Genomic DNA, 16,894 nt, shown 5'->3' with positions numbered 1-16,894 from the left:
CATGCTCAAATGAGAGTCCTCAGACCAGGCCGAGCTTGCCGGCCAGGCCGACGCGCTGGATCTTGCCTGTGGGACCCTTGGGTATCTCCTGAAGAAACAAGATGTGGCGCGGCACCTTGAACTCGACAATGCGGCTGCGCGCGAAATCGCGTATCTCATCGGCGTCGGCGATGGCGCCCTCGGCCAGCACGATAGCCGCACCCACCTCCTCGCCGAGCATGGCATGCGGCACGGCGAAGGTCACCGCCTGCGCCACCAGCGGATGATCGAGCAGCACATTGTCGACCTCGAGCGGCGAGATCTTTTCGCCGCCGCGGTTGATGATCTCCTTCAGCCGCCCGGTGATCTTCAGATCGCCATCCTCGTCGATCAGACCCTGGTCGCCGGTGCGGAACCAGCCATCGCTGAAGGCAGCTTCATTGGCCACCGGATTGTCGAGATAGCCATCATGGATGTTGGCGCCGCGCACCGCGATCTCGCCCTTTTCACCCGCCGGAAGGATCGTCCCCTTGTCGTCCAGGATCGTCACCTGCGGACCCGCAGGCAGGCCGACCGAGCCTGGCTTGCGGCGCGCCGGCGGCAAGCCATTGGATGTCATCTGGTGCGCCGCCTCGGTCATGCCATAGGCCTCGACCACCGGACAGCCGAAGACGCGCTCGAGGTCGCGGAACACGGTGTCGGGAAGCGCTGCCGAAGACGAGCGGATGAAGCGCAGCCGCGCAGCCGCGATGGTTTCGCCATTGCGGGCGGCGCGCGCCAGGATCGCCTGATGCATGGTCGGCACCGCGCTGTACCAGCTCGGCCGGAAATCGCCCAGCCAGCCGTAGAATTTGAGCGGGTTGAAGCCCGGCGTGCAGACAACAGCGCCGCCGACTGCCAGCTGTGCGCTGAGCGCCGCCATCAGCCCGTGAATGTGGAACAGCGGCATCACGTTGAGACAGATATCGTTTGCCGACAGCGCCAGGGTGCTGGCGATGTTGGCCATCGATGCCTGCAGATTGCGCTGCCGCAAGCCGACGATCTTCGGTCGCGCCGTGGTTCCCGATGTGTGCAGGACAAGCGCGAAATCGTCGGGTCCGTTGAACTGCATATCGTCGAGGCGAGCCTCGCTGGCAGCCTCCACCTCGGCGTCGCCCGCCAGCAGAAACTCGCCGGCCTTGGCGCCGTCAGTCACGACGACGTCGAGCACCGCAATGCCGAGCCCCTTTGCGGCGTTGCGCGCGGCATCGCCCATGCCTTGTCCGCACAGCAGCAGCTTCACATCGAGATCGCCGAGATAGAAGCGGAATTCGTCTTCGCCGTAAGCCGGATTGAGCGGCGCCGCCGTCGCCAACGCCGAGACCGCCAGGAAACAGGCCGCCATTTCCGGGCTGTTGGGCAAGACGATGCCGACGGCCGTGCCGCGGGCAACGCCACGCCTGGCGAGATCGCCGCAGAGCTTGTCGACAAGACTGGCGAGGCCGGCAAAGCTCAGGGACGGCCGGTCCGGCGCCATCAGCGCCACCGCAGCCGGCCGCAAGGGCGCCAGTTGGGGAAGTGCTACCGATAGGGCCTGTTTCAAGTTCGAACCCTGAATGGCGTTCACCATGGCCTTGCCGGCGCCGATTGCGCGCCCGTGGCAGACGCAGTAAAGCGATTTCCGGACGCACGCAAGAACAGGTGGACACCGATCGGATGAGGCTGCCGTGGTTGGGAAAATCCCGGAAAGCCGACCGGACACCATCTTCCGCCGTCATTTATCATACGGAAATCATCGCCGACATCCTGGTGCCCGAACGCGCCGAGCATGTCCGCTTCTTCAGCCGCAAGCTGGTTCGCCCCGGCAAGTTGCGCACCTTCAACAACAGGGATTTCCGCGAGCTGCTGCTGGCCGCCTTCTATCTCGGGGTCGCGGCATTGCTGCCGGTCAATTGGTGGGCCGCGATCTGCAGCCGCGTATCGGGACTGCGCCTCAAGCGCCATATCCGCAAGGATTTCGTGCGCTACGCCGCCGCGACGCGCGCCGTGCTCGGCAATGGCATCGATGCGCAAAAGCAGTTCAGGGCCTTGCTCTGCGCCAACCACCGTCGGCGTCTGCTGCTTGCCGCGCATCTCATCGGCCGCCGGTGGTCGCCTGATATCCGGCTGGAAGGCCTGGAAGGTCTGGAAGCGGCGCTAAAGCGCGGCCACGGCGCTATCATCTGGTGCGATCAGTTCACGGCCCAGACCATAATCGGCAAACGCGCTCTCCATGAAGCCGGAATCGAGACACACCAGCTCAGTGTCAGGGCTCACGGCATATCCGATTCGACCTTCGGCTTGCGCTTCCTGAACCCGCCGATGGTTCGGGTCGAGAACCGTTTCCTGAAAAGCCGGATCGTGTTCGACCGCAGCGACGCCTACCAGGTCACCGGCCGGATCCAGAAGATCCTTGGCAGCAACGGCGTCGTATTGGTGACCAACACCGTGCATGCCGGCTCGACATTCACCGAAGTCGGCCTTGGCGAGAGCGGCTGGACTCACCTCGCCTCGGCGCCGACGAATTTCGCTGCCAGAGGCAAGGCGGCGCTGTTTTCCATGTCGACCTTCGAGACCGATCCGTTCCGCCAATACCGCGCCGTCCTAAGTCCCGAACTGGTGCCGGCCCCGGCAGAGGCCGGCGAGCGCGCGGCCAGAGCCGGCGCCAAGAACATGGCGCTGCAGGCCGAGTACATATTGCTCAAGCGCGACCGCTTGCTGGAGGCGCTGAAACTCTATCCCGAGCAAATGATGGTCTGGTCCGGCGCCGACCGGTTCACCGAACGGCCGGAAACCGCCTTGCCCGACGAGGGTGGTTCATGATTTTGCGCCGGCCAGCAGGCTGGCAACGGCGGTGACGATCTCAGCCACTGGAAGTGTGGCGTCGGCCGTCAGCGCCCGCTCGTCGGCGCCAGGCGGTTCAAGGATGGCGAACTGGCTTTCGACCAGGCTTGCCGGCATGAAATGCCCCTTGCGGCTGGCGACACGCTGCTTGGCGGTAGCGGGATCGATCTCCAGATAGATGAAAACGATATCCCGGCGGAAGCCGCGCAGACGATCGCGGTAGCTGCGCTTCAGCGCCGAGCAGGCGGCAACCACGCTTTGGCCGCTGCCGGTCAGGTCGGCGATCCGCTCGCCGATGGCATCGAGCCAGCCCTCACGCAGTTGATCTGTGAGCGGCTCACCGCTCGCCATGCGGGCGACGTTTTCGGGCGGGTGCAGCCTGTCGCCTTCGACAAAGACGGCCCCTTCCTCTGCTGCCAATGCTTTGCCGACAGCCGACTTTCCGCAGCCGGCGACGCCCATCACCACAATGGCCCGAGGCACTGAGCCGGTGGCGCCCATTGGCGCCTGTGCCGTCTTTTCGTCCACGGTCAGCGGCTTGCCGGCGCGCGGCCGTAGAGCAGGAGCATGGCAACGATGACCAGGCCATAGACGATCTGCCGCCCCGCCTCCGGCATCTGCATGACCGAGAGGATGGACTGCAGGAGCGTAATCAGGATGACACCGGCGACGGTGCCGAGATAGGAGCCGCGGCCACCCAGGATCGAGGTGCCGCCCAGAACCACGGCGGCGATCGACGGCAAGAGATAGGCATCGCCCATCGATTGCGCCGCCTTGGAGGCATAGCCGGCGAGAAGCACCCCGCCAAAGGCGGACAGCCCGCCTGAGATAGCGAAGGCGATCATCACCACGCGCCTTGTATCGATGCCGGAGAGATAGGCGGCACGCTCGCGGTTGCCGATGCCGTAGACGGTGCGGCCGAAGCTGGTGCGGGACAGCACGAACACCATCGCGGCACCAATCAGCGCCCAGATGATGACGGCGTTAGGCACGCCAGGAATGGTAAAACCTGTCGCAAGATAGCGCATGGCGCCGGTGGCCGAATCCTGTGGCGAGTAGCCGCCGGTATAAACGACCATGAGCCCTTGCGCGACAGCGTTGGTGGCGAGCGTGATGATCATCGAGGGTATGCGCAGATAAGCGACGCCAAAGCCGTTGACGATGCCGATCAGCACCCCGCAAAAGATGCCGAACGGGATGGCCAGCGCCACACCGATCGGGCCATAGGCCGCAGCCGCACACGCCATCATCGCGCCCGCCGCCACCGCCCACGGCACCGACAGGTCGATCTGGCCTAGCAGGATGACCAGCATCATGCCTGTGGCGATGACGCCGAGGAACGAGGCCACCTTGAGCTGCTGCAAGAGATATTCAGGCGACAGAAAGCTCCTGGAATAGAGGCTGCCTAGGAACAGCAACAGCACGATGCAGGCGAAGGCCGTCAGCACCGCCGGATCGGCGCGGCGGATGAATTTCGGCATGCGGCCGGCGATGCCGCCCAACGTCGTTTCGCTCACAGGAACCACTCCAGCCGGTTGCGGACCCGAAACAGTGCGAAGGCGCCGAGGCTGACCGCAACCAGCAGGATAACGCCCTGGAACAGTGGCTGCCATAGCGGGTCGAAATCGAACACGAACAACAGGTCGCCGATGGTGCGGAAGGCCAGCGCGCCGAAGATGGCGCCGATGGCGCCGCCTTTGCCGCCGAACAGCGAGACGCCGCCCAGCACCACCGCGGCGATTGAAAACAGCGTATAGGCGTTGCCGCTGGCATAGGCTGCATCGCCCGTATAGGTGAAGAAGGTCAGGAACAGTCCGCCGATCGCGGCCAACAGGCCTGCGAGCGCGTAGGCAGCGAACTTGCCGCGCCTTATCGGCACACCGGACATGTAGGCCGCCGTCTCCGAGGACCCGGCCGCATAGGCCGCGCGCCCGAGCACCGAGCGGCTGAACGGTACCCAGACCACGAGCACGACGGCGAGCAGCACGACCAGGCTCGCCGGCACCACGCCCAACAGGCGTCCGGTCAGCGCGTCGGCGAGACCTTCGTTGACCGAACCGCCGGGAAACGGCCTCAGCAGCAGCGCGATGCCGAAATAGACCGCACCCGTGGCGATCGTGGCGACGATCGGCTGCAGGCGGCCGTAGATGACGATGGCGCCGTTGATCGCTCCGCAAAGGAGCCCGGTGCCGAGCACGGCGATGACGCCGAAAGCGGTCTCGAGGCCGGTGCCGATGACCAGCCAGGAGGCGAGGCAATTGGTCAGCGTGAAGATCATGCCGACGGAGAGGTCGATGCCGGCGGTGATCACGACCAGTGTCTGCGCCATGGCGACGAAGGCGAGCAGCACGCCCTTGTTGGACGCCGTCTGCACGACATTGGCGGTGAAGCCCGCCGGATGGTTCGAGGTGTAGATGACGAACATGACAATGAATATGCCGAGTGCCATCAGTGTTCCGCGCTGCTCGGCCAGCCGGTAGCGCCACTCTTTCACGCGTCCGCTCCCTGTCTTGCGCCGGCATCGTCTCTCGCGCCGGCGTCATCGCCGTGGATGTTGAGCGCGCTTGCAATGAGCGCCCGCTCGGTGATCTCGGCCCCGACCAGCTCGCGCTTGACCGCGCCGTCATAGAGCACCAGCACGCGGTCGCAGCAGCCGATCAGTTCGTCATAGTCGGTCGAATAGAACAGGATCGCCGCCCCCGCATCCGCCAGCTTGCGCATCAGTTGATAGAGTTCCTGCTTGGTGCCGACGTCGATGCCGCGCGTCGGATCGTTGAGCAGGATGATACGCGGCTGGCGCATCAGCCATTTGGCGATGACCACCTTCTGCTGGTTGCCCCCCGACAGCGCACCGACCGGAATGTCGAGGCCGGCCGTCTTGATCGCCAGCAGCCCGACCATGTCGTCGATCAGCCGCTGTTCGGCGGCGCGGTCGATGATGCCGGCCTTGGACAGCCGGTCTAGGGCGGCAAAGGAGAGGTTCTCGCGCACCGTCATCGGCAGCATCAGGCCTTCGGTCTTGCGGTCCTCCGGGATCAGCGCCATGCCGATGCGGTCGTCGCGCGCCGCTTGGGGGCTGGCGATCGAAACAGGCTTGCCGTCGATAAGGATCTGGCCGCCGAGGCCGCGCAGCACACCGAAAAAGGCAAGCAGCAATTCGCGCTGGCCCTGGCCGTCCAGGCCGCCAAGGCCGACGACCTCGCCTGCCCCGACCGTCAGCGAGACATTGTCCAGCCGGTCCGTCCAGGACAGCTTGCGCGCCTCCAGCACAGGAACGGCGGCGGCTGCGGTGCGCGCGGGTTTCGGCGGGAAAATATGGCTGTATTCGCGCCCGATCATCAGTTCGACGACTTCGTTGTCGCTCTTTGTGCCTGCCTTGTAGCTGGCGACATTGCGGCCGTTGCGAAACACCGTGCAGTGGTCGGCAAGCTCGGCGATCTCGTTCATGCGGTGCGAAATGTAAAGCAGCGCCAGCCCTTCCGAGCGCAATCGCTTGAGCACGCTGAATATCCTGGCGACGTCCGTCGCGGTCAGCGCCGAGGTCGCCTCGTCGAGGATCAGGATGCGCGGCTTCCTGGCCAATGCCTTGGCGATCTCGACCATCTGTCTTCTTGAAAGCGGAAGATCCTTGACCAGCGCCAATGGATGGATGTCGGCCGCACCTGCGCGTGCCAGCGCATCCTCGGCAATGCGGCGCTGCGCCTTGCGGTCGATCATGCCGAAACGCTTCGGCGGATCGGAGATGACGATGTTGTCGGCAACGCTGAGTTCGGGAACCAGCGACAGCTCCTGGAAGATGCAGACGATGCCGGACTTGTTTGCAGCAGCAGGCGAAGCGAACGTCACCTCGCTGCCGTTCAGCATCATGCGGCCTTCGTCGGGCGCGACGACGCCCGCCATGACCTTGATCAGCGTCGATTTGCCGGCGCCGTTTTCGCCGAGAATGGCGTGGATGCTACCGGACGAGACCGAAAGCTCGGCCTTTTCCAGCGCCCGCACACCACCATAGCGCTTGGATATGCCTTCCATCCGGAAGAGCGGAACCGCACCGTCCATCGGCCCTCCCGAGGCAGTTTGACTTCAAGGGATATCGAGTGGCCGGCGCCGCGGAGATCCCGCGGCGCCGGATATGCCGCCTATTGGTCAGCCCTATTGGTCAGCTTTGGTCTGGCCCATAATTTCCTGCGCGGTGAAATTGATGCCGCAGGTCGGGAAGGAATTGCCGACGAAGAAATTGTCGGACTGGTCGGGGAAGAAATCCTGACCGGCCTTGAAGTTCGGATCCTCGACGATCGCCAGTGGCAGTTTCACTGCTTGCGGCACGACGTTGCCTTCGAGCGCGGCAATCGCCGTCTTGATGGCGACCGCGACCTGCGCCGGACCGGTGCCGGCCGATGAGCATTTCAGCCCGTCGCCGGCATGTGCCGCGCAGAACTTGCGGAAACCGTTCTCGGTCTCCCCGCCGAACGGCACGAAAGCATGCTTGGCATCGATCATCGCCTGCACGATGCCGGTGTCGCCGCCTTGCCCGGTGATTCCGTCGAACGGACCGTTGGTGGCAATGGCGTCGGCCGTGGCCTTCTGTGCCACGCCGTCGTCCCATTTGCCGACCACCTCGGTGACGTCCCATTTCTTGCCGGAGGCATCGAGCGCTTCATGGATTCCGTTGTGACGGTCGGTGTCGACGGAAGTCCCGGCAACGCCGCGCACTTCGAGCACCTTGCCGCCATTCGGCACATGGCCGACCAGCCATTTGCCCCACAATTCGCCAAGGCCCTTCTGGTCGACATTGACGTTGATGGCGTCCTTGGTATCGAGAATATTGTCGAAGGCGACGAGGATGACGCCCGCTTCCTTGGCGCGCTTGATGACCGGCCCGAAAGCGGTCGGGTTCTGGGCGTTGACGACGATCGCGTCATAGCCGGAATCGATGAAGTTGTTGATCGCCGAAATCTGAGCCGGCACGTCCTCGCCGGTCGAGACGACCTTGAATTCCTTCAGTTTCGCGGCGACCTCCGGCTGGGCCGCATAGGCCTTGGCGGTCTGCACCATCTGGATGCGCCAGGTGTTGGCGATATAGCCATTGGCGAGCGCGATGCGGTATGGGCCGTCTTTCTTGGGGAACTTGAAGAACTGCGTATCGGCCGCCCAGGGCGCAAAGCAATCCGGCTCAGCCGACGGTCCCTTGACAACTTCCGGGTCGGCCATGGCCGACGAACTCAGCATGACGAATGCAGTGGCGGCAACGATGCCACCAACAAGTGACTTGATCATCGATATTCCTCCCAGTTGTAGTTTTATTTGCTGCTGCTTGTTTATTTGATGCGGTTTGTCGTGGTGTGTTTTCCACGCCTGCCGAAGGCCCTCCAGCCTGGCCGGCGCCACGTCTCAAGGGCCCGAAGCCGGCCCGATCCCCTCCCCCTCGCCGCTTCACAGGCGAGAAACGAAACTAGCATATTATACATAATAAACAAGCATGAGCTGTTGCTTATGTATAATAAACAGGCACTGCCTCTCATCAAAACGTCTGCCCGACGAAAATGGTAGCGCTACCATGACGTTGTGTAAAGCACCATTTGCCGAGGTCGCCAAAGCGTGTTCAGCGTGCGGTGCTCTCGCGGGGCTTGAGTTCGAAACCGAGATCGACGACCCGCTGCTCAGGCCTTTGCCCGGCGATCGCCGCCAGCGCCATGGCAACAGACCGACGGCCGATTTCATAGCGAGGGGTGCGGATACTGGTGAGCGGCGGGAACGCCGCCTGCATCATTTCGAGGTCGTTGAAGCCGACAATGCCGATTGTTTTCGGCACGTTGAGCGCGGCGCTATGGCATTCGAACAAAACGCCGAGCGCGATGTCGTCATTGTTGCAGAAGACGCCGTCGAGCGCCGGCATCTTGGCCAGCGCATCGCGAAGCAGCTCGCGGCCGAGCGTCACGCTGGACAGTAGCGGAGTGGTGGTGACGAGCCGCGGGTCGAACAGGCCGGCCTTCTCCATTGCCGCGCGATAGCCGGCAAGCCGCCGCTGCGAGCGCGGGTCCATGCGTGCGCCGATGAAGCCGATCCGCCGGCAGCCCGCCTCGATCAGATGCTCGGTCGCGGTGCGGCCGCCGTCGAAATGCGAGAAGCCGACCAGCATGTCGACCGGATCGGGCCCGGTCTCCATCACCTGCACCACCGGGCAGCCCGCGCTCTCCAGCAGCTTTCGCGAGGTCGGCGTCTGGTCGATGCCGGCCACGATCAGCGCCGCCGGGCGCTGCGGTGCGAACACCTGCAGCAGGCGCTCCTCCTCGAGGCCGGAATAATGGGTGTTGCCGAGCTGGACGCGGAACGGGCCGTCCGACAGGCTGTCATAGATGCCGCGCACCACTTCTGCGAAGACGTTGTTGGTCAGCGACGGCACCAGCACGCCGAACACATCGGCGCGCGCCGAGGCCAGTGCCCGTGCATTGGGATCCGGGACATAACCGAGTTCGTCGACGGCGGCCTGGATCTGGCGCCGCAGATCCTGGCTGACGCGTTCCGGTTCGCGCAGCGCCCGCGACACGGTAATGGCGCCGACGCCGGCCTTGCGCGCCACATCTGATAGGGTCGGGCGGCCGCCCCCGCGACGCGAGCGCGGCTTGGTCATGGACATCCTCCACGTGCCGGGCCCCGGCCGCTGCGCCCTTGCGAAACCATGTTCAGCTTTTCCACTGCCACCATGCCAACCGGCTGCTGCCGCACCCACTCGCCTGCTGGCGTCGCGCAGCCAATCGCCCTTGTCAAGCAACAGGGCAATCCTGCCTTCCTAAGCCATCAGGGCAGCACTGCGTTTTGCTTTCCACAGCAGCAGCCCGATGGCCACTATGTTCAGCAAGTTCCACGCGATCCCGTTGAGGAACGCGGCGGCGTAAGAGCCGGTCAGGTCGTAGATCCAGCCCGACATCCAGCCACCGATCGCCATGCCGAAGATGGTCGCCATCATGACGATGCCGATACGCTGGCCGGCCTCCCTGGCGGGCAGGTATTCGCGCACGATGATGGCATAGCAAGGCACGATGCCGCCTTGCGACAGGCCGAACACCAGCGACACGACATAGAGCGAGGCAAGCCCGTCGAACGGGATGTAAAACAAAAGCGACAGGCATTGCAGCACGGAACCGATAAGCAGGGTTTTCACGCCGCCGATGCGGTCGGCGACAAAGCCGGAGGCGAGCCGGCTGACGACGCCCGCCGCCATCATGATCGACAGCATGTCGGCGCCATGCGCAATGCCGTAGCCAAGATCCATGCAATAGGCGACGATGTGCACCTGCGGCATCGACATCGCCACGCAGCAGCCGAGACCGGCAACGATCAGCAGCACCTGTAACGCCGCCGGCGACAGCGAAATCGACTGCACTGGCCGGCTTCCGGGCGAACCGGCGGCAGCCGCCGCCGGAGCAGCGCGCCGCAACAACAGCACCAGTGGCACCATGGTGACCAGGCAGAAGACACCGATGCCGGCATAGGTGAAGCGCCAGCCTTCCGCCTTGATCAGTGTCGGCATGATGGTTGGCCAGAGCGCTCCGGCGAGATAGTTGCCAGCCGCCGCAGCTGTGACGGCGACGCCGCGCCGACGGTTGAACCAGTGCGAGATGTCGGCGATCAGCGGCCCGAAGATCACCGATGTGCCGACACCAATCAGCACGCCCTGGGCAAGGGTGAATTGCAGGATAGAGGTCGACAGCGCGGCGAGCAGCAGGCCGGCGGCGAGAGCCACCGAGGATAGCAGTGCCGGGATCCAATACCCCATGCGATCGACCGCGCGGCCAACCAGCACATTGCCGGCGGCGAAGCCGACCATGGTTGCGGTGTAGGGCATCGATGCCGCGGCGCGGTCAACGCCGAACTCGGCCTGCACGGCCGGCAGCACGACGACGACGGCCCACATGCCGACCGCACCGATCGTCGCCAGCAGCATGGAGATGGCAAGCCGCATCCAGGCGTAGCTGCTGTCGATGCCGGGGCTATCCGCCTGATTGGCGACGATCGGGGTCAAGGCGTTTCCTGTCTACGGTCCTGGGAAGTCGACCGTTGTGTCGCCACTATCGGCGCATTCACCGCGACGGGCAGCGCCACAGGGCCATGATCCGTGGCTCCAGCGGCCCGGCGGCTTTCTCGGGAACCGGCGGCGGCCTGCTCGAGTTTTTGCGACAGGAAGGAGTTTGTCATGACCGCGAAAAAGAAATGGTCGGCCGAGGTGACCGAGCACAGCGATGCGATGGACCTCGAGGACCACATCTTCGAAGCCGACGACGCCAGGAAGATCGCGGCCTCGCTCAAGCGCTCGGCCGAGCACAGCGACCGCCGCAAGGCCGAGCCGTTTCAGTCGGCCATGTCGATGCTGAATTTCTACATCAACCGCGCCGGCAAGAACCTGCCGCAGGCGCGCCGGAAAGTGCTCGAGGACGCCAAGGACGAACTGCGCGCGGCCTTCGGAAGGCCGCAGCAGGATTAATGCATGTCGCTCAAAAGTGGCGCCGGTTTTGAGACAACGACATGCAAAGACCTAAGCGCGTCGACTTAGTCCGTTCAAACGGGACGCGCTTTAGCGCTCCCGATTGGCTCTGCCAAATTCACCTCAACTGGACCTAGTGACAGGTCCTCTTTCCCCTCAGTTTGCCGGCCTCGGCTTTGTGTTTCCCCGAGCCCTTTGAAGTAGCGGCATGACGGTCAAGATCGGCATCAATCCCATCACCTGGAGCAATGACGATGTTCCCGCACTCGGCGGCGATACGCCGCTCGCGACATGCCTGTCGGAAACCAGGCAGGCCGGCTATCGCGGCACCGAACTCGGCGGCAAATTCCCCAGGCGAAGCGACGAGCTTGGACCGATCCTGTCTTCTTACGGACTGGAACTCGTCTCCGGCTGGTATGACGGCCGCATTCTGGACCGCACGGTCGACGAGGAATTCGCCGCCCTCACCTCGCATCTGACCCTGCTGCGCGACCTCGGCGCCAAGGTCGTCGTCTATGCCGACACCTCGCGCGGCCGTCATGACGGCATTTTCGCGCCGATCTCACAGCGTCCGCGCCTCGCTGACGGCGAATGGACCGCCTATGGCGAGAAGCTGACCGAACTCGCCGACCGCATGGCTGCCTTCGGCGTCGGCATGGCTTTCCATCACCATATGGGCACGATCGTCGAGAGCGATGACGAGGTCGACAGGCTGATGGCCGCAACCGGCAAGAGCGTCGGCCTGCTGTTCGATACCGGCCATTGTCTGTTCTCAGGCGGCGACCCGGCCTCCCTCCTGAACCGGCATCTCGACCGCATCGTGCATTTCCATTGCAAGGACGTCCGCGCGGCCGTGCTGGAGAAGGCACGGCGCGAGGACATGAGTTTCATGGCGGCAGTGATGGAAGGAATCTTCACCGTGCCCGGCGATGGCTCCGTCGATTTCCTGTCGCTGCTGCAGCCTCTGGCCAGCCATGGCTTCGAAGGCTGGATCGTCGTCGAGGCCGAGCAGGATCCGGCCAAGGCACACCCCTTGACCTATGCCACGAAAGGTTACGCTTCGCTTCTCAAAACGGCCTGCACGGCCGGGTTCGACGTGGCAATACGAGACATGGCCTAACCACCGCCGGGGGGCTGGTGGTTGGGCCGGTTGGGCGCGCGCCTCGGTAGGGGTAGCGACGCGAAAGCGCCCGGCGATCCGCGCCGCCGCCCTCCCTTGGCGGCGCGGATCGCACAGTTCTTGGCATCGAAATTTTTGCCCCCGAGTTGCCGGCCCGGCGTTTCCAGCTTGAGGCTGGGGACGAGGCATGCCTTGATGCAGATGGAGGAGCGACATGGCATTCGAGGCGGCACTCGGCATGGAACGGCTTTGCACCATCCGTGAGATCGCCGAGAAGGCGGAACTCGGCGCGGCAACCGTTCACCGCGCGCTGAAGAACAGCCGCGAGGTCCGTCCCGAAACCAGACGGCTGGTGCTGGAGACTGTCTGCCTGCTTAACGAAGAGAAGATCGCCCGCGCCGCCAGGTTGGTCGGAGACTAGCTTGGCCGACCATATGCGCCTTTCCCTCGACATCATGTCGGTCGACCGCGGCTCGGACGAACCGATGCACCGGCAGATCTACGGCGCCTTGCGGCGCTTCATCCTCGACGGCCAGATCCAGCAGAACACGCTGCTTCCTTCGACACGCTCGCTGGCCGAGGATCTCAAGGTCGGCCGCAACACGGTGATCGCCGCCTACGACCAGCTGCTCGCCGAAGGGTTTATAGAGGCGCGCGCCGGGTCCGGCACCTGGGTGGCGCCGATCCAGCAGAAACGCCCGCCGGCCGCGCTGCGCGCCGGCCTCGCCGCCCCGCAAAAACTCTCGCGGCGCGGTCAGACCATCGTCAACGGCCCGCAGCCGCCACGCAATGCCGGCGTCATCAACTTCCATCCGGGCGTGCCGGAATCGGCATCCTTTCCCTTCACCATCTGGTCGAGCCTTCTGGTGCGCAATGCGCGCAGCCGCGATGAGAATTTGCTCGGCTATATCTCCTTTGCCGGCCATCCCGGCCTGCGCCAGGCCATCGCCTCGACCATAAGCCTGTCGCGCGGCATCAATTGCACCGCCGACCAGGTCATCATCGTCACCGGCGCGCAGGCAGCACTCGACCTCGCTTCGCGCGTGCTGATGGACGAAGGCGACCATGTCTGGATGGAGGAGCCCGGCTATCTCGGCGCCAAGAGCGCCTTTCTCGCCAGCGGCGCGCAGCTTGCGCCCTTGAAGGTCGATCGCCTTGGATGGCATCTCGCAGACCCAGAGCTGCCGCCGCCGCGCCTGATCTATGTGACGCCATCCTGCCAGTGGCCGTTCGGCACCATCATGCGCATCGAGGAACGGCTGCAGCTGCTCGACATCGCCGAGCGCCACGGCGCCTGGATCGTCGAGGATGATTATGACGGCGAGTACCGGTACCGTGGCCGGCCGGTACCGGCGCTGCGCGGCCTCGATCACGCCGACCGGGTCGTCTATATCGGCTCCTTCGGCAAGACGCTGATCCCGGCGCTCCGCATCGGCTATCTCATCGTGCCGCGCGAACTGTCGGTCCCCTTCGACCGCGCCGTCTCGATCACCGGCCAGTTCGCGCCGCTGATCCTGCAGGCGACGGTCAACGACTTCATCACGCAAGGCTATTTCGCCACGCATCTGAAGCGTATGCGCCGGCTCTATGCGCGCCGGCAGGCCAATTTCGTAAAACTGTGCCAGGAGCATCTGGCCGAATGGCTGACCGTGACCGAGAACGATTCCGGCATGCAGCTGCTGGCCAGTTTTATCCGACCCTACAAGGACAGCGACGTCGTCGCCGCTGCCGTCAAGGAGGGCCTCGACGTGCAGGGCATCTCGATCAACTACCATTCGAGCGAGCCGGAACACGGCCTGCTGCTCGGCTATGCCGCGATGGACGAACGCCAGATCCTGCGCGCAGTGCTGGCGCTGCGCGCCGCCTTCATGCGGCTGGACCGGCAATAAGCCGGTCCAACGCGGCTCTTCAATTCACGCTGTCGAATTTCTGCAGGTCCACCGGTGCTGCCTTGCGCACCTCGACATCGTCCAGCGAGGCATTCTCCAGCGCCACACGGGCCGCCGCATCGATGTTATGGATCATGTCGTCGATGTCGGCGTCGCCATGCGCCGGATTCATCGCGATCATCACCGTGCGGTTGAGGATGTCGAGAGAACCCTTGCCGAGGTCGTCGGCATAGGTCAGCCGCAGGCCTTTGTTTTCCGGCAGCGTGTACGGATTGAGCGCCGGATGATGCGCGCCCTCATGCATCAGCACCTGGTCCCACTGGGTGAAATTGTGGCGGCCGGTCTTGCCGGCAATGACGCTCGGAATGGTCTTCGAAAAAGTCTGCGCCGCCTGTTCGCTGGGCAGCAGATACATTACCTGTGCCGCGCAATCGTCGTCGGGGCTGTTCATCGGCGACGGCGTCAGGCCGAGATTGCCGAGATGGCGCGTGCCGGCCAGCACCTTCTTCTTCTCCGCCCGCATCGCCTCGATGATGCCGTCCAGACGGTCGAGCTGGACATTGAGCATTGCACCCATCAGTTCCGAGGCGCGCGCCCCGATGCCGGCGAACGGCTTGATGCTGTCGCTGCGGCCCTGCCAGTAGAAGTGGCAGGGGTCGATGGCGCAGCGCGCGCGCTCGGCCACTTTCGGATCGCTGGTGGCGATGCCGCCGCCCTCGCCCGACGTGATGTTCTTGAAGTAGTTGAAGGAGTAGGCGCCGGCATGGCCGATGGAGCCGAGCTTCTTGCCCTCATAGCCGCCGCCAATGCCCTGGCAGACATCTTCCAGCACGAGCAGACCGCGTTTTTTAGCGATATCCATGATCGCGTTCATGTTGCAGGCCGCACCCCACATATGCACCGGGATGACCGCCTTGGTGCGCGGGCCGATGGCGTCGCGCAGAGCGGCCGGGTCAATGGTCAGGCTCTCGTCGATGTCGACAATGACCGGAATGGCGCCGACCGACAGCACTGCCGTTGCGGTCGCCATATAGGTGTGCGCCGGCACCAGCACCTCATCGCCCGGGCCGATGCCGAGGCCGATCAGGCCGGCGGCGAGCCCATAGGTGCCGCTGGCGGCCAGCGCAAAATGCTCGACGCCGAGATGCCTGGCATAGCGGGCCTCGAAGCGGTTGCACTCGCTGTTCTCGCCATAGCGAAACAGCGCACCCGAGCGGATCACCCTGGCAATGGCTTCGATCTCTTCTTCGCCGGCAGTGTACATGGCAAGTCTCCACATCGCTGATGGTATGAAAGCAGTACGCCTGCGGCCGCTGTTTGAAAGAACCACTCCGCTGCGATCTGACCAAGCCATCCCGGTTGCTTGATGGCCGGGTTTGACGCCGAATGTGGGCATATCGAATGAAATCGACATTCCAGAATGCAGGCCCGCGGAAAAATCGTACCCATCCGAATTCGTCGAAGTGGCCCTGTCGGAAAGCCGGCATTGGGCGTTCCATCGCGTCCAGTTGGGCAAACGGTCGGTTCCATGCAGCACGGGACACACTTTGGAAGACCCTCGAAACCGGCGTGCCGGCAAGATGGTGGCCGGCAAGATGGTGGCCGGCAAGACGGTGGCCGTCCATGACGCGACAGCTCGTCCTGCATGAAGACGATGTCGGCATGTGCCATGGCGCCAACAGCGCCTTCCTCGAACTGACCGCACACGGCGCCTGCAGCTCCGGCGCCGTGATGGTGCCGTGCCCATGGTTCCCTGAGATGGCCGAAGCGGCAGCCGCCGATCCCCGGCTCGATCTCGGCGTCCACCTGACGCTGAACAGCGAAAAGCAGCACTACAAATGGCGGCCGCTGACGTCGCCGTCGCGCGCGGCCGGCCTGACGGACGAGTTCGGCTATTTCTGGCCCGATGTAGCGACCACCCGCCGCAAGGCAGCACCGCAAGCGGTGGAAACCGAGCTTCGCGCGCAGATCGACACCGCCTACCGCGCCGGCATCGACGTCACTCATCTTGACGCCCATATGGGGGCAGCGCTGTCGCCGGAGTTTTGCGACGTCTACATCAAGCTCGGCCTGGAATATCGGCTGCCGGTGCTGTTGACCAAAACGCTGTCGGCCTATTCGCCCAACGACAATCTGGTCGGCGTCACCGAAGCGGCGTTCCAGCGCGGCGTCACTGGAGCCCGCGCCAAAGGCTTTGTCATCTTCGACGCCGCCATTCAGACGACCTGGGGCCGTCCACGCTCCAAGCCGATAGAGCCAGCCTACAAGGCATTGGTCGAAGGGGTCCGTGAAGGCCTGACCTTCTTTTGCCTGCACTTCAACGCGCCGGGCGAGCTCGAACTGATCGAGCCGCGCTCCGCCTATATCCGCACCGAGGAATATGAACTCTTCCGCGACCAGGCTTTTCGCGACTGGCTCGGCGCGCAGGACATCGACATCATCGGCATGAAGCCGTTGCGCGAGGAACTGCGTGCACGGCTCGGGGCATCGACACCGGCAAAGGCCCGCAAAGCGGCCACCCGGTCAGCGCCGTAAGCCGATCCGTCGGCCAACAGCGCAAAGAGG

General features: G+C 64.3%; 15 protein-coding genes. 6 read left to right on the top strand and 9 right to left on the bottom strand.

Going from position 1 to position 16,894, the window contains the following annotated elements; genetic code table 11:
• Positions 1-19: 19 nt before the first annotated feature.
• On the bottom strand, positions 20-1,561 hold the full coding sequence (locus X771_RS152560) for an acyl--CoA ligase (protein WP_050587435.1): 1,542 nt from the start codon (positions 1,559-1,561) through the stop codon (positions 20-22).
• 113 nt (positions 1,562-1,674) lie between these two features.
• On the opposite strand from X771_RS152560, the gene X771_RS152565 reads away from it, so the two are divergent.
• Positions 1,675-2,820 carry a hypothetical protein gene (locus tag X771_RS152565; RefSeq protein WP_023687966.1) on the top strand — a complete coding sequence of 382 codons (1,146 nt, stop codon included), beginning with the start codon at positions 1,675-1,677 and terminating at the stop codon, positions 2,818-2,820.
• Here the strand turns inward: X771_RS152565 and X771_RS152570 are convergent.
• From X771_RS152570 to X771_RS152600, 7 genes are all read right to left on the bottom strand, one after another.
• Positions 2,815-3,369: a gluconokinase gene (locus tag X771_RS152570; protein WP_023687965.1), complete on the bottom strand. Its 555-nt coding sequence runs from the start codon at positions 3,367-3,369 to the stop codon at positions 2,815-2,817. The two genes, X771_RS152565 and X771_RS152570, sit on opposite strands and share 6 nt — an antisense overlap.
• Before the next feature lie 2 nt (positions 3,370-3,371).
• Positions 3,372-4,358 (bottom strand): ABC transporter permease, encoded by a 987-nt coding sequence (locus tag X771_RS152575; protein ID WP_023673071.1) that lies wholly within the window; start codon positions 4,356-4,358, stop codon positions 3,372-3,374.
• Positions 4,355-5,335, bottom strand: a complete 981-nt coding sequence (locus X771_RS152580) for an ABC transporter permease (protein WP_023687964.1) — start codon at positions 5,333-5,335, stop codon at positions 4,355-4,357. Before X771_RS152580 ends, X771_RS152575 begins: the two co-directional genes overlap by 4 nt.
• Entirely contained in the window at positions 5,332-6,897 is a 1,566-nt protein-coding gene (locus X771_RS152585; protein WP_023687963.1) for a sugar ABC transporter ATP-binding protein, read from the bottom strand. The genes X771_RS152580 and X771_RS152585 overlap by 4 nt, the downstream gene beginning before the upstream one ends.
• A gap of 93 nt (positions 6,898-6,990) precedes the next feature.
• Positions 6,991-8,115 (bottom strand): sugar ABC transporter substrate-binding protein, encoded by a 1,125-nt coding sequence (locus tag X771_RS152590; protein ID WP_023682221.1) that lies wholly within the window; start codon positions 8,113-8,115, stop codon positions 6,991-6,993.
• A 325-nt stretch (positions 8,116-8,440) separates the two neighbouring features.
• Positions 8,441-9,469 (bottom strand): LacI family DNA-binding transcriptional regulator, encoded by a 1,029-nt coding sequence (locus tag X771_RS152595; protein WP_023687962.1) that lies wholly within the window; start codon positions 9,467-9,469, stop codon positions 8,441-8,443.
• 159 nt (positions 9,470-9,628) lie between these two features.
• A complete protein-coding gene (locus X771_RS152600) occupies positions 9,629-10,801 on the bottom strand; it encodes an MFS transporter (RefSeq protein WP_050587434.1) in 1,173 nt (390 codons plus the stop codon).
• Between the two features lie 231 nt (positions 10,802-11,032).
• On the opposite strand from X771_RS152600, the gene X771_RS152605 reads away from it, so the two are divergent.
• The 4 genes from X771_RS152605 to X771_RS152620 all read left to right on the top strand — a co-directional run bounded on the left by X771_RS152605 (position 11,033) and on the right by X771_RS152620 (position 14,329).
• The gene (locus X771_RS152605; protein ID WP_023673065.1) at positions 11,033-11,320 is read left to right on the top strand and encodes a DUF3175 domain-containing protein; all 288 of its coding nucleotides are present in this window, start codon (positions 11,033-11,035) and stop codon (positions 11,318-11,320) included.
• Between the two features lie 208 nt (positions 11,321-11,528).
• Positions 11,529-12,440, top strand: coding sequence for a myo-inosose-2 dehydratase (iolE, locus tag X771_RS152610; RefSeq protein WP_023687961.1), 912 nt, complete (start codon positions 11,529-11,531; stop codon positions 12,438-12,440).
• A 214-nt stretch (positions 12,441-12,654) separates the two neighbouring features.
• A complete protein-coding gene (locus tag X771_RS152615) occupies positions 12,655-12,861 on the top strand; it encodes a LacI family DNA-binding transcriptional regulator (RefSeq protein WP_023673063.1) in 207 nt (68 codons plus the stop codon).
• Between the two features lies 1 nt (position 12,862).
• On the top strand, positions 12,863-14,329 hold the full coding sequence (locus tag X771_RS152620) for a PLP-dependent aminotransferase family protein (protein ID WP_023673062.1): 1,467 nt from the start codon (positions 12,863-12,865) through the stop codon (positions 14,327-14,329).
• A gap of 19 nt (positions 14,330-14,348) precedes the next feature.
• Here X771_RS152620 and X771_RS152625 read toward each other — a convergent pair whose 3' ends face one another.
• On the bottom strand, positions 14,349-15,593 hold the full coding sequence (locus tag X771_RS152625; RefSeq protein WP_023673061.1) for an aminotransferase class I/II-fold pyridoxal phosphate-dependent enzyme: 1,245 nt from the start codon (positions 15,591-15,593) through the stop codon (positions 14,349-14,351).
• Between the two features lie 359 nt (positions 15,594-15,952).
• On the opposite strand from X771_RS152625, the gene X771_RS152630 reads away from it, so the two are divergent.
• Positions 15,953-16,864 (top strand): polysaccharide deacetylase family protein, encoded by a 912-nt coding sequence (locus tag X771_RS152630; protein WP_023673060.1) that lies wholly within the window; start codon positions 15,953-15,955, stop codon positions 16,862-16,864.
• Positions 16,865-16,894: the final 30 nt, after the last annotated feature.

Origin of the sequence: Mesorhizobium sp. LSJC269B00 (assembly GCF_000502815.1) — a bacterium.
Taxonomy (GTDB): Bacteria; Pseudomonadota; Alphaproteobacteria; order Rhizobiales; family Rhizobiaceae; genus Mesorhizobium.
The sequence above is the reverse complement of the archived record's forward strand: the minus strand, read 5'-3'. Positions and strand labels throughout refer to the sequence as shown.

Excerpts from the sequence above, each read along its gene's own strand:
- X771_RS152585 (WP_023687963.1), bottom strand. The coding sequence starts at position 6,897 with ATGGACGGTGCGGTTCCGCTCTTCCGGATGGAAGGCATATCCAAGCGC.
- X771_RS152615 (WP_023673063.1), top strand. The coding sequence starts at position 12,655 with ATGGCATTCGAGGCGGCACTCGGCATGGAACGGCTTTGCACCATCCGT.
- X771_RS152565 (WP_023687966.1), top strand. The coding sequence starts at position 1,675 with ATGAGGCTGCCGTGGTTGGGAAAATCCCGGAAAGCCGACCGGACACCA.
- X771_RS152590 (WP_023682221.1), bottom strand. The coding sequence starts at position 8,115 with ATGATCAAGTCACTTGTTGGTGGCATCGTTGCCGCCACTGCATTCGTC.
- X771_RS152600 (WP_050587434.1), bottom strand. The coding sequence starts at position 10,801 with ATGCGGCTTGCCATCTCCATGCTGCTGGCGACGATCGGTGCGGTCGGC.
- X771_RS152625 (WP_023673061.1), bottom strand. The coding sequence starts at position 15,593 with ATGTACACTGCCGGCGAAGAAGAGATCGAAGCCATTGCCAGGGTGATC.
- X771_RS152605 (WP_023673065.1), top strand. The coding sequence starts at position 11,033 with ATGACCGCGAAAAAGAAATGGTCGGCCGAGGTGACCGAGCACAGCGAT.
- iolE (WP_023687961.1), top strand. The coding sequence starts at position 11,529 with ATGACGGTCAAGATCGGCATCAATCCCATCACCTGGAGCAATGACGAT.
- X771_RS152630 (WP_023673060.1), top strand. The coding sequence starts at position 15,953 with ATGACGCGACAGCTCGTCCTGCATGAAGACGATGTCGGCATGTGCCAT.
- X771_RS152595 (WP_023687962.1), bottom strand. The coding sequence starts at position 9,469 with ATGACCAAGCCGCGCTCGCGTCGCGGGGGCGGCCGCCCGACCCTATCA.